This window comes from Mucilaginibacter sp. SJ (assembly GCF_028993635.1).
Lineage (GTDB): Bacteria > Bacteroidota > Bacteroidia > Sphingobacteriales > Sphingobacteriaceae > Mucilaginibacter.
Genome location: NZ_CP118631.1, coordinates 2,907,599 through 2,921,768, shown reverse-complemented (window position 1 = coordinate 2,921,768; position 14,170 = coordinate 2,907,599). Strand labels below are relative to the sequence as shown.

Below are 14,170 nucleotides of genomic sequence, written 5' to 3'. Positions count from 1 at the left end.
GAGACATGAAAAAATTAACCTTAATCACGATTTTATTCGTTTGCATATCTAACTATCTTTTTGCGCAATGGACAACCAGCGGCACCAATATATATACAAATAATGCAGGCAGTGTAGTTATCGGGGCGACAGCCCCAACAGTAGTCAATGCTTCAGCAGCTTTATTTCCATCTGTCACGTCCAAATTCAATGTAGTAACGGGGACCGGACCGGCAACCTTTGCTGATCTGGTAGTTCTGAACCATTCTGGTGTGAATGTCGATGCTGTCCAGCGCCAGATCGGCCTTGTTTTCAAATTATCGAGTGAAAGCAGCACAGTTGAGTCTGATAAAATGGGAGGAATGATCCTGGAAAGCAGTAACGGATATGCCAATCTGCCCTCTTTGAGCTTGCTTACCGCTAACACCCGCAGACTTACAATTGACGCATCTGGAAATGTTGGTATTGGAACAATTACCCCGCAGTCTAAACTCACTGTAAACGGCGTCATATCTGCTGATAATTTTGGCTTCATCTCTGCCCAGAGAGCGGCCGCGAATAGTTATACTAATCTGTTTTTAGGCGGGGCCATTAAGGATAATAACAACGGTACTTTTACTGTAATGGGTGATGGCGGGTCCAATTATTTTGCTGCGATTAGAATGGACAATAATGGCGGTAATATCGGTGCAATTAATTTCTACAGCGCCCCTTCAACTGCAGGGACAAACTATTCGATCAATAACGCTACATTAACGAGCTATTTACGGATGACGCTGGTGAACGGCAACCTGGGAATCGGTATCTCTAATCCAACAAATAAGCTGGATGTCAACGGAACTGCGCACGCAAAGTCTGTAAAAATTGATCTGGACGGTTGGTCAGATTATGTATTCCAAAAGGATTATCAGTTACCGTCTTTAACCGACGTAAAATCTTACATCGACCAAAACCGGCATTTGCCCGAGATTCCGTCGGAAAACGAAATGATCAAAAACGGTCTGGATGTAAGCGAAATGAACAAACTTTTGATGAAGAAAGTAGAGGAACTGACCTTGTACGCGATAGAGAACGAGCAGAAGGATAAGGAAAAAGACAAGTTACTTACCTCGCTTCAGGAACAGATCAACGAGTTAAAGCAACAACTCAAGCCCGCGTCAGGGAAAGCAAAAAAATAACTGAACCTATATCACACCTAAACACTTGAAGCATGAAAAGAAATGCTCATCACAGAAACCGTTTTACGGTTTCCTTACTTATACCGCTGCTTATGGGCAGTATGCGTTTGGCAGCACAAACCTATTTAGCACCTCCGGCAACATTAACAACAGCACCGGCAGCGGGCTCATATTATAACTATACGGGCATTACGCTGAACCCAAACTTCAGCTTTACGGCAGCAGCTGGTAGCAGCCTGAACCTGTATATCGCCAATCCTGACTGCCAGCTGCTAACAAACAGTTTTAGCCAGAACCAGAACTATATTATTACCAGTACGCCGCGTACGGCGATGAGCTCGTTCAGCACGAGCGGTAAAACGGCCTGTGACCTGATGCAAACAGTACAATACTTTGACGGGTTGGGCAGGCCACTGCAAACGGTACAGGTAAAAGGGTCGACAGCGGGTAAAGATATGGTCCAGCCATTTGCGTATGACCAGTTCGGACGGGAAGTACAAAAGTACCTGCCTTACGCGGCACAGGGCGCAGCAGACGGGAGCTATAAAAGCACTGCGGTGAGCGCCCAGAACGCATTTTATACCGCCCCGCCATCAGGCTCGGGCGTTTCAGCGATTGCAAGCCCTTTTTCGCTGACAAATTTTGAACCTTCGCCACTGAACCGGGTGCTGGAACAGGGGGCTCCCGGTGCCGTTTGGCAGCCGGTAGCGGGTAGTTCGGCCGGGCATACCAATAAAATAGAATACACCACCAATAATATCACGGCGCTAACAGATGTAAACAACAGCTACCTGGCAGCCTTGTACACAGTAGCGATTAATGGCGACCAAAGCCGGACGCTAAACCGGGTAAGCGGGGCGAATTATCCAGCGGGGCAGTTGTATGTAACGATCAGCAAAGATGAGAACTGGGTAAGCGGTAAACCGGGCACCACAGAAGAATATAAGGATAAAGAAGGGCACGTAATACTAAAACGGACGTTTAACTTGGTGGGCACAACGGTACAGGTATTATCAACCTATTATGTGTACGACGATTTGGGGAACCTGGCTTTTGTACTGCCTCCTAACAGCAATGCCGATGCGGGTATCACCAGCGCCGCCAATCAAACTACGCTGGATAATTTATGTTACCAGTACCGCTACGACGAGCGAAACAGGATGACCGAAAAGAAACTGCCGGGCAAAGGATGGGAGTTCATGGTGTACAATAAATTAGACCAGGTGATTTTTAGTCAGGATGCTAACCAGCGTACCCAAACGCCCCAGGTATGGACATATACTCAATACGACGCGCTGGGCAGGGTTGTGATCACAGGTTTATGGAGCTCAACAGGAGCTTCTGGAAGTAACGGCGACACGAATCTGAGTACGCCGGACCATACGCTGAAGAACTGGCTGATTAGCTGGGCTGCAGCTCAAAGCACCTTATGGTTAAGCCGGGATAACACTACCTCAACAGGTTACAGCGCCATCAACCCTCAGGGAACGGTGCTAACGGTTAACTATTATGATGATTACAATAACCTGGGAAGTTTACCGGGTTACCCGACCAATTTTACCGTATCGGGGAACAGCCAAATGACCACAGGATTAATAACAGCCAGTAAGACAGCGGTGCTGAACAACCCCTCTGATTATTTGTGGACAGTACATTACTATGACGATAAGGGCAGGGAAACACAGCTGTTTAAACAGCACTATTTAGGCGGCACGATAAGCCAGTACAACTATGACCAGGTTACCAATACGTATAATAACATTACCAGCGAACTGACGACCAGTAAGCGTGAACATTATGTCAAAAACACAACCAATACGGATAAGGTAAAATCGGTAACGATACTGAACACCTATGCCTATGACCACATGGGGCGCAAGGTGCAGAGCAAAGAGCAAATCAACAGTGGTGCGAACATATTGTTGAGCCAGACAGATTACAACGAGATTGGCCAGGTTCAAACCAAACACCTGCACGGAGCAACAGGAGCAGCACCGTTTATGCAGAATATCGCGTATGCCTATAATGAACGTGGATGGTTAAAGAGCAGTACTTCACCCTTGTTTGCCATGCAATTAACCTATAATAATGGTAATACCGCTCCGTTTAATGGCAATATCAGTAACCAAACCTGGCAGATCCAGGGCGGCGCAAGCAAAAGTTATAATTATACCTATGACGCGCTGAACAGGTTGACAGCAGGGATCTACAGTCCCACTACCGAGAACTATAATGAACAGGGCATTGATTATGATTTGGCAGGGAATATCCAGCACCTTACCCGTCAAAGCTCAGCCTATACTTATAATTATACAGGCAACCAGCTGCAGTCGGTAAGCGGGCTGACCACGGGTACATATCAATACGACCCGAACGGGAACGTCAAATTTGATGCCCGTAATCAGAAGAATATCGCGTATAACCTTCTGAACCTGCCGCAGAGTGTAACCGCAACTGGTTTTAACCTGAGCTATACCTATGATGCGGCAGGTAAAAAGCTCCGTAAAAACAACGGGGCAACTATAACGGATTATATTGAGGGCATTCAATACGAAAACGGTAACATCATTTTTATCCAAACGGAAGAAGGCCGGGCGATCAATAGCGGGGGGAATTATATTTATGAATACACCCTGACAGATCATTTGGGCAACAATCGTTTAAGCTTTGATCAAAACTCGGCTACAGTGATCAGGCAGCAGGATGATTATTATCCGTTTGGTATGGAAATATCGAGGGGGACTACAGCAAGCCCTAAGAATGAGTATCTTTACAATAAGAAGGAGCTGCAGGAAGAATTGGGGCAGTATGATTATGGAGCGAGGTTTTATGATCCTGTGATTGGGAGATGGGGAAGTGTTGATCCGTTGGCGGAGAAAATGAGGAGGCATTCGCCTTACAATTATGGATTTGATAATCCACTGAGATTTACCGATCCTGATGGCATGGGGCCAAATGATTGGGTTAGAATAGGAAATGAGATTAAATGGGATGCCAAAGTAAAAAGCACCGAAGACGCTCAAAAGAAATATGGCCAAGATGCAGTTGATGTAACAGAAAATAATCAGGCATATACTTATACGGGAAGCAATAATATGGTTGTGCGGTTAAATCCAGGTGATACAAAAAGCTGGGATTATTTAACAAGAAATCAAGTAAATGTAGACGCTGATAGTAAAGCAAAAGTTGATGGTATTTACAGTGGCATTGGTGTAGTAAACTCCACGATGGGGGCAGGCTTTGCAGGAGCTCAAGAAAGCGCTGGAGTCACTGATGAGATGGTTAAAGCTGGTGAATGGGGCAAAGGGGCCAAAGGGTTAGCGAATACTATAAGAACTATAGGTGTTATAGGTGCAGGCATAGATGCAGCATCATCGGTTAATGACGCAATTAATAATCCCACACCAGGGAATATTACCAAGGCCGTTGTTAAAAGTATACTTTTGGGAGTTGAAATTGGTGAATATGCTAATCCTGCAATAGGATTAGGTGTGGCAATTTTAGATGCTACTGGAGTTACCGATAAGGCCTATAATTGGCTTGGTGAAAAAGTAATGGGAGGACCTCCTTCAGATAAAAAGGTCTTGGCAGGTCCAACAATGACTTTGTAATTAAAATAGAATAAAATGAATAATGGAATAAAATATGCAATGACTGGATTATATTTAGCAATTAAGCATCGAAGACCAAATGGAACGCCATATTTCAATATGAGGTTATTTGTTACAATATGCTTGGATTTGAATCTGTTTTCGTTATGCCTATTGCTTGAAAAAATCTACAAGATATCAATTATGCCGAAAGAAAAGATTTCATTTGTTTCGTCAACGGTTGTTTTGTCAATTATTATTATGATAATGCTTTCTAAACTTATTCCTGAAACAGAATTAAAAAAATATGATATGGAAAAGAAGGAAATCAAACGCATAAACTTGTTGTTTTTCTTGTACTTTTTCCTAAGTGTGTTTTTATTGGGCTATTTACTGAGCCAACATTTCTACCCCGTTACCGCAAGCGTTTTCGTGCCGTAAATGATTGCGGGCCGCAAGCCTCTGGCTTGTGGCTCGTTTGCAAAGTATTGCATATGCAAATCCCGGATGTTGATTTCATCCGGGATTTTGTTGTAAATAGGTAAGCCAATATTCTATTATGGTTATGATAATCCGAACCGGCTACGCCCGGCAGTATCCCGTTCCCATTCAGGCGCGGGTATGCAGGGTGGGATTGTGGGCTGGATACCCGTGACTTTTAAGATTGCCTCATAATCCAGCCACTGAACTGACAATATTTTGTCAGTGTTCAATTTTTTAAAAAGCAGCTGTTCAATTTTTGGAAATGCTATTTTGTAATAGCTTGATTATCAATGACGACTTGTTCAAAACACGGTTTGGTGTATTTTAATACAGCTGTAAGTTGTTGATTATTAGCACTATTTTTTTGGCGAAAAATACAAAGTGTTCACACTTTTAAAAGTTGAACACCTGTGAAATGAGTAATCATCCTTATGTTTTCGAGCGCTCACCACATGCCGCCAATACCAGCTCAAGCACCGGCCGTGAAACCGGCTTGCTAAAAAAGCCGGTGACATAGCTATAGCTAAGCGCGCGCTCACGGTCTGTCGGATCGATGGATGAGGAAAATACGTAGAGTAGTGGTTTAACCGGTAATGCCGGGTACAGATCCTTAAAGCCTTCAAGGAAATCCCAGCCGTCAAACCTGGGCATCCTGATGTCCAAAAAAATAACATCAGGACAATCCGCCGGGTTATCTGTTAATGATTTTAACGCGTCTTCACCGTCGTAACTATGTGATATGGGGTTAAAATCTTCGATTCCTGCAATAAGCTTATCCAATATAATATGGTCAAGTTTACTGTCATCAATAAAGAGTAATCGGAACATAATTGGCAATTATGATATTGTTGCATAAGTTAAGATATATTATCTGCTTTTAAAAAAATTAGATAGTATTACCACGCTCAATCTTCAATTGGGAAAAGTTATTATAGTATTGATTAATTTATTTATAAATTATGCGTGGTTCCATTTTTGAAGTAATAGCTAAAAGGGCACGTATTTCGCTTTTGCGCATACATACCCTTTTTAGTTTTAATGAACCAGCAATATCACCGGTACCGGAGAAGCAAGCCTATAATTTGGTTGAAGTTATAACGTAGCGCTTTTTTCAACAATTACATTCCTTGCGCGCATATAAGTGGTGCCGGTAGGACCTGGTGATCCTGACGATCCTTCCATTTGGTAATCGATAATGATATTCAGGTTTTTACCAACAAAGTTGGCGCCTGTTTGTGTGCTTTTTAAAACACCATCTATCCAGTATTCGATTGACACGTCGGTCGCATTGGTCTTGGTCATGTAAACTGAGTAAGTGTGCCAGTTTCCGGGGCTGGAAATAGTTGTACCCACACTTGACCAGCCTCCGCTCGCATTTTTGTAGGTGTTTGTCCAGCAGGTAGCACTCCCTTTAAATTCCATAAAGTCGCTTTCGGGTGGCCATGAATCGGCGCCTGTTACCCAAAAGGCAGGCCATGTACCGGTTTGTGATTCGCATTGAAATTCCCCTTTAAAATGCCACTTAGGCCAGGAGTCGGTTACCACAGGTACGGTCTTGGCATAAATTGTCCCTGAATAATAATGGATTGGTAAATATGGATCTTTATTGCTGTTGCCTACGCTGCCGCTGGGTGCACTGGTTAATGTAAGTACACCTCCGGAAACTGAAATATTTTGAGAGCGCATACGGGCAGACCCGTTATGATCAGATCCCCATGGATACAGGTCATTCCAATAAGTGCTGTACGAGCTAAAGGAGGTAGAAGGAATAACATTTACCCATGATACCGCATTGGTTGCAAGATGACTGGCTGAAGTAGTTACCGCGGAATTAGCGGTGGCTGCATTATCTTTTCTACATGCAAAAAACGATGTAATCACAATAAATGCAATTAAAACAAAAGTTAAATTTTTCATAATAAAGATTTTTTAGGTTAATAGGTGTGCTTCTCCCGATAGTTAATGAGAGTACTGGTTAATTGGTGACACAAATTAACATACTTAAAATCCCATGGATGGGGGGCAAAACTGGAATTTATGGGGGTTATTTATATATTAATATTATAATATAGCGAGGCGATAAAGCGATTGGAAAGAATAACCGGAAATGTCGGGAAATAAAAAAGGTTGTTTTTGGGATGAAAACAACCTTTCGGAGCTTATGATTCTTTTTCGGAAGCCCAATCACCAGATCTTAATCCTGAATTTCTGTTTTTTAAAATTTAGAATTTGAAATGCTAAAAATATTAGTATATTTGCAATGGACAAGACGGGATAATACACTGAATGGAGTTCGGAAACACAATATTTCACCTAAACCTTATCACAAGAAAAAGATTTGAAATGGAATTACACATTCATATGACGGGTGCAAAACCATTTCAAATCTTTTTTAGCTCACTGTTGCCGGTTATTTCCAGATAGACCTCAATCCGGAAATGCTAATATTATTAATGGCTAATTTTCCGGTGGTTTTAACGGCAAGGTTATTGAAATCACCGGTTGGGAAATAAATTGCAGTCATAGTAGTTAAACCTCCGTCAGCAAATAGCTCTACAGATGATTTGTCGACTACTAAAATGAGGTCGGAATTTTTAGCAGCGCTTTGCCGCGGTGCGGTAAAACGGCCCGAAAAATTCTTTTGGAAATCCATTTTTCCGGCTTTGGTACGATCTATATAGTATTCATCTTTTGCAGGGTCGTAACCAATAAGCAGTTCTTCACCTTTGGTGTTTGATAGCCTGATGCTATAATCTTTTAAGGTAGCAAAGCTCAATTTTAAAACATATCGGCTTTTGAGCTTATTAATTTTTGAAGTAAGATCAAGAGACTTGGTAACCACGGGCTGCTTTAACACAATTGTTTTTTCTTCAATGTTTTTTAATTCAGCCACCGGTTTGGATACCAGTAAAATTTGGCCTTTGCTTTGTTTCAGGCTAAGCTCACGTGGAATGGTTGCAGCATTACGCCAGGCCTTTGTGGGTACCTGGTTGGCATATTGCCAGTTGCTCATCCACCCTAAAAATATTTTACGGCTGCCGGTATTGCTCCACGTAATGCCTGCATATTCGTCGGGGCCGTAGTCAAGCCACCTGGTATTTGAATCAAGGGGACTAAACTTATTCCCGTCAAAATTTCCTACAAAATATTGCGTTGCTGAACCGCCGTTAGGCCCGCCGGGATTAAGGTTTACGATCAGAATCCAGTAGGTTTTTCCGTTCATTTTTAGCGGGAACAGATCAGGACATTCCCATACACCCCCGTGTGCACCTGCTTTGATACCAAATTCACTTTCCTTTTTCCAGTTTTTCAGGTCAGGGGCCGAATAGAAGGAGATATGATCTTGAGTTGCAAGGGTCATTACCCATTTTTTCTCCGGGCCATACCACATCACTTTGGGGTCGCGGAAATCACGGACACCGGGGTTTTTCAAAACCGGGTTGCCGCTGTATTTAGTCCATGTGCCGCCGCCATCCAGGCTATAGGCAAGGCTTTGGTTTTGGAACTTATCGGTGCCGTCTTTTTCTCCTTTAGGATCATGATGGGTGAATATGGCCACCAGGGGTATTTTGCCATTTTTACCAAAACCAGTTGTATTATTGGAATCGACAACAGCGCTACCAGAAAAAATATATCCAAGGCTATCCGGATACAATGCGATAGGTAACTGTTTCCAGTGGATTAGGTCTTTACTTTCCGCATGCCCCCAGTGCATTGGCCCCCATACAATGTCTTTAGGATAATACTGGAAAAATAAATGATAAGTATGATTATAATAAACCATACCGTTAGGGTCGTTCATCCAATGCTGGGCCGGTGAAAAGTGTACCTGAGGGCGATGTTCATCTGTATAAGGTTTTTGGGAAGAATCCTGGGCCTTACAAATACAATTTAAAGCAATAAGGAGGGGCAATATAAATGTGCCACATTTTGTTTTCATAATTTAAGCTTTTAATAGGTTATACATTTGGCAGGGTATGCAAAAACTTATGGTACTTTTGGTATAAAAAAGGGAATCCCGGCCTGATAATTCAGGCCAGGTTTCCGTTGTTTAATTATAGTTTAATAGCCAGGGTTTTGTTTATATAAACCGTTGGTGAAGGTAATTTCCGATTGCGGAATCGGAAGGTATTCATCTCTTCCGGCAGTAAATTTAGCCGTTGCTAAAAATGGTCTCCTAACTTTTTCAACATTAATGTAGTCGTTTAAAGTTTTTTCTGCAATCCCCCATCTAACTAAATCAAAGAAACGTGCCCCTTCGGTAGCAAATTCCAATCGCCTTTCCCATTGTAAAGCCTTGCGGGCATAGTCCTGTGTCCAGTTTGCCGGGCTATAGGGTTTTATATTGTAGGATGAAGGGAAAGTTCCATCCAGCTTTTTAAGTCGCCCTGTACTGGCTGCAGCTCTGTTTCTGATTTGATTAATTAATGGCAGTGCATTTGCTTGTTGCCCTAACTCAATGTAAGCTTCAGCCTGCATTAATAAAACGTCATCATACCTGATGATATCATAATTTTTTGCCGAGCCCATAAACGGCCCCAGTTTAAAATAAGATGCGCTTGTAGCCAATTGCTGGTTACGCATAGTATGAAAATTACCATAAACACCCGGATCACGCACCCAACTGTTACTGAATGGTTTGGTGTTATCATATTTATACGGATGCCCGTCAATACCAACAGTATGGTCTAACCTGGTATCTACAGTGACTTTCGACAGATCGGCTATGCCGTTATTGAATGTATCAAAGTTAGGTAAACCATTGGCATCAGTTGTATAGGCATTTACTAAATTCTGACTTGCAGCATGGAACCCGCAGCAGCCATATTGAGGCGCCCCGTGCGGATAGTTTAGCCCATCTTCAAAATTTAAACGCCCGGCAGTTGTGCCATCATTGATCGTAAATTGTATGGCAAATACCGATTCCGGCCCGTTCTCTGTTTCGGGTAAAAAATTATCAGCAATATCTGCACTTAAGGAATATTTACCGGATGCGATCACCGCTTGTGTAAGCGTAACAACTTCCTGTAACCTTGTTTTATTGATATTGATCACATGGTGTTTATCATCCTGCTCATAGGCCTGGTACAATCTTAATTTGGCTAAATAAGCCTGAGCGTTTAATTTATTGGCCCTGGCCAGATCGGGTTGCGTAGTTGGTAAATTATCAACTGCATATTGAAAATCAGCGGCAATTTTATTCCATGAATCGTCATTTGATAAAGTATTTGAAACCTTCAGGATGTCGGCAGCAGTTGCGGTTTCGTCAAAAATGGGGATGTTTTTGTACAGCAATTTCATGGTAAAATAGCTATGTGCCCGCAAAAACCTCAGTTCGGCCAAACGGACCTTTTTGTTTGGGAATTCAGCATCCGAAAGGGAGTTAACTGCCCTAATCGCCACATTTGCCCTTGAAATAGATTTAAACAAATTTTTCCAGGTGCGTGACACAAACGAATCCATCGAGGGCGTTACCAGGTTGTAATGTTCCAAAGCGTCAACTTCGCCAACATCGCCTGTACCGCCGCCGCCCTTATAAGCGTCATCTGAACGAACGCTGCCATAAGCCCAGTCGCTGTATATAGGCCCTATCATATCACCGTTTCCAATAGCTGCATAAGCCGCGGTTACCAAACCTTCAACTGCGGTTGGCGACTTTAAATCTGAAGAAGATAATACACCCTTTGGAGTATAATCTAATGCTTTTTTACAGGAGCTAAAAATTATTAGCCCCGATAAAATAGTTGTTACTAATATTTTCGATTTCATATTGAATGATTTTTATTGTTAAAAGGATGCATTGACGCCAAAACTGAAGATCCGCGGAATTGGGATGGGGTTGAGGTCAATCCGCTCTGGATCAGGGCTCAGGTATTTACTGCTTTTTACAGTAAATATGTTTTCGGCCATGGCAAACACCCTTAGCCTGGTAAATACAGCTTTAGGTAAAATGGTATATCCAAGTTGAAGGTTCCTTAATTTAAAATAGGAGGTGTTTACAATGAAATAATCAGAAGTACGGCCTTCGTTGTTATTGTCTTTTAGTGTTAATGCCGGTACGTTGGTGTTGGTATGCTGTGGTGTCCAGCCATCAAATACACCCGGCCCTACATTTTCCCGGCTATGCATCAAATTGTTATACAGGGTATATACGTCAAATCCCTTTCGGCCGGCAACACCCGATCCGAATATAGATAGGTCGAATTTTTTGTAGGTCAGGTCAATTCTTGCGCCGTACTCTAAGGCCGGCAGTGTAGTACCTATCCAGGTTTGATCGTTGGCATCAATTTTTCCGTCGTGATTAATATCAACATAACGGATCCTGCCCGGCCCGGCGCCGATTTGCGTTGGGGCAGCATCAACTTCGGCTTGCGATTGGAAAAGGCCATTGGTTTTATAACCAAATATATCAAACTGCGAATGCCCTATGATGGTATTATCTATATTACCCGGATAGGCTGGTCTAACGTTCTCCGGTAAATCGGTGATCTTATCCCTGAAATGAGAAAAGTTTAAAGTTACATTGTAATTAAAATCTCCTGACCGTTGGCCGTGATAGGTTACTAAAAACTCCCAGCCTCTATTGGTTTTTGATGCACCGTTAACAGTTTTAGATTGTCCTTCGCCCAATGCCGATGCAACGGGAGGCGTAATCAGGATGCCGGTGGTTTTCCTGGTAAAATAGTCAAATGAACCGGAGATCTTACCGTTTAATATAGCAAAGTCCAACCCGGTATTCAATTCGTCGGTTGTTTCCCATTTAAGAGCAGGGTTTTCTGCCTGGGTTTGAACGAAGCCCGATGGCAACGAACCTGTGTTAGCGCCGGATAATGAATATGCAGTGCCCACATTCATATATTGCTCCCAAAAGCCTGGCGTAAGTTGGTTTTGGGTAGTGCCATAGCGTGTATTGTAAAGCGCATAACGTGACAGATCACCAATTTCCTGGTTACCTACGCGGCCTATGCCTGCCCTTAATTTCAGTTCAGAAAAAAGGGTGCCGTTTTTCATGAAATTTTCCTGGTCTATTTTCCAGCCGAGAGATGCAGATGGGAAGATACCATATTGGTTATTGGCACCAAACCTTGATGAACCGTCACGACGAACGGTAGCCGACACTAAATATTTGCCTGCATAATTGTAATCAAAGCGGCCAAACTGCGAAAACAAACTGTTACCTGTTGATCTGCCTGTAACAATAGTATTTCCTGTGCCAGCATCTAAGGTAAAGTAGTCTTCTGTTTGGATAGCGTATCCTTGTTTTAGGGTAGTTTGAAAATCAGTAAAGGTTTTAATATACTCTGTACCAACTAATATTTTAAAATGATGCCTGCTATTCAAATCATAGCTGTACCTCAAAGTGTTAGAAAGCGTGGTGCTCAGGTAATGGTTCTGATCAAAAAATAAGCTGTTGGTAGTGCGGTTTAATGCACCCTCCGAAAAAGTTGGTGTAATTACCTTGCTCAGGTAGTCTGCATTATCGGCACCATAATTTGACCGGAAGTATAAATTCTTAATGGGTTGTACTTCTAAAAATACGTTGCCGAATGTGTTTAACCTGTTGGCGTTATTCCATTTGGCAAGATCCTGCATGTGCAGTGGGTTGTTCCTGTCAGAGTAACCAGCCCCTGATTCGCCGGCGTAGGTTACACCATCTTTTTGATAAACGGGGATAGTGGGCGCCAGCGTAACTGCCAGAAATGGGGTCGAGGCACCACCCAGATCGTTAGTGGTAAGGGTTTCGTTTGAGTTAGTGATTTTTATATTGACGCCAAAGGTAACTTTGCCATCAAAAGGCCGTGTTATGGCATTAATGCTACCTGTGGTGCGTCCGTACTTGGTAAAGCGTACAAGGCCGGTATTCTTGATGTTCCCAAAATTTATCTGGATAGAAGAGTTTTTATTACCTACCGAAGCCGTAAAATCATTATTGTAGACAAAAGCTGTTTTATATAACACGCTTTGCCAGTCGGTATCGCCGGCGGGAGTGTTGGGGTCGCCGCCTACAAACGGTTTAGGCGTAACGCTGTTTAAAACAGGGTTACTGAAATTATTATTCCAATCAAAGTTATAGATCTCTCCATAACCCGCGGCGGGGTCCTGCCCATCGTTAACTGAAGCTTGCCACAAGGCCCTACCTCTGTCTACAGAGTTCAGCATTTTAAACCGTAACGATTTTTCGGACTGGATTGAAGTACTGTTATTGAACTGGAACTGTACCTTGCCCTCGGTGTTGCCGCCGTTTTTTGTTGTAACGATGACAACGCCGTTAGATGCGCGTGAACCATAAATTGATTCGGATGAAGCATCCTTCAGTACCTGAACCGACGCTATATTTGAAGGCGACAGGTTTTGAAATACCTCCGGCCTGGTGGTAGGGATTCCATCAATAATATACAGCGGGTTGTTATTGCCTAAAGTATTGGCCCCCCTGATCAGGATCCTGCTGGTTGCTCCATTTGCCGAGCCATCTTTTTCAATATATAAACCGGCAACGCGACCCTGTAAAGCCTGCATGGTATTTCCCGAACTATTGTTTTTTACCGGTGCCAAATCAACAACCGCAACCGCGCCTGTTAAATCCTTCTTTCTTTCAGAAGTGTAACCGGTTACAACTACTTCATTCAGCTTGTTTTCCGCGTCTTTAAATACTACGTCAAGTGTTTTGGTATCCGCAGTGATAGTAACCAGTATTGGTTTGGCGCCTACATAAGAAAACCGCACCGATTGACCATTTTTTACAGCGATACTGAACTTTCCGTTTGCATCTGATAATGTTGATTTTTGGGTTTCAACAACCACTATAGTAACTCCGTCTATAGGTTTCGAGGAGTTGTCTAACACGGTCCCGCTTATGGTGCGGGATTGTGCATATCCTTCACTTATGAGCAGTATAAGAAAGGAACAAATAAGTAATAATTTTCTCATTGATTTTTGTTT

At 42.8% G+C, this 14,170-nt stretch carries 7 protein-coding genes; 2 read left to right on the top strand and 5 right to left on the bottom strand.

All coding sequences use genetic code 11. The features are described from left to right. Positions 1-5: 5 nt before the first annotated feature. Entirely contained in the window at positions 6-1,157 is a 1,152-nt protein-coding gene (locus tag MusilaSJ_RS11710) for an autotransporter outer membrane beta-barrel domain-containing protein (protein WP_274990110.1), read from the top strand. Positions 1,158-1,189: 32 nt separating this feature from the next. Next, positions 1,190-4,768, top strand: a complete 3,579-nt coding sequence (locus MusilaSJ_RS11705; RefSeq protein ID WP_274990109.1) for a DUF6443 domain-containing protein — start codon at positions 1,190-1,192, stop codon at positions 4,766-4,768. An 891-nt stretch (positions 4,769-5,659) separates the two neighbouring features. On the opposite strand, the gene MusilaSJ_RS11700 is transcribed toward MusilaSJ_RS11705, so the two are convergent. From MusilaSJ_RS11700 to MusilaSJ_RS11680, 5 genes are all read right to left on the bottom strand, one after another. Continuing rightward, on the bottom strand, positions 5,660-6,058 hold the full coding sequence (locus MusilaSJ_RS11700; protein WP_274990108.1) for a response regulator: 399 nt from the start codon (positions 6,056-6,058) through the stop codon (positions 5,660-5,662). A gap of 264 nt (positions 6,059-6,322) precedes the next feature. Next, on the bottom strand, positions 6,323-7,147 hold the full coding sequence (locus MusilaSJ_RS11695; RefSeq protein ID WP_274990107.1) for a family 16 glycosylhydrolase: 825 nt from the start codon (positions 7,145-7,147) through the stop codon (positions 6,323-6,325). 493 nt (positions 7,148-7,640) lie between these two features. Continuing rightward, positions 7,641-9,170, bottom strand: a complete 1,530-nt coding sequence (locus MusilaSJ_RS11690) for a glycoside hydrolase family 32 protein (RefSeq protein WP_274990106.1) — start codon at positions 9,168-9,170, stop codon at positions 7,641-7,643. Positions 9,171-9,292: 122 nt separating this feature from the next. Beyond that, complete coding sequence (locus MusilaSJ_RS11685) at positions 9,293-10,999, bottom strand: RagB/SusD family nutrient uptake outer membrane protein (protein WP_274990105.1); 1,707 nt, start codon at positions 10,997-10,999, stop codon at positions 9,293-9,295. Positions 11,000-11,017: 18 nt separating this feature from the next. Further along, entirely contained in the window at positions 11,018-14,158 is a 3,141-nt protein-coding gene (locus MusilaSJ_RS11680; protein WP_274990104.1) for a SusC/RagA family TonB-linked outer membrane protein, read from the bottom strand. Between the last annotated feature and the right edge of the window lie 12 nt (positions 14,159-14,170).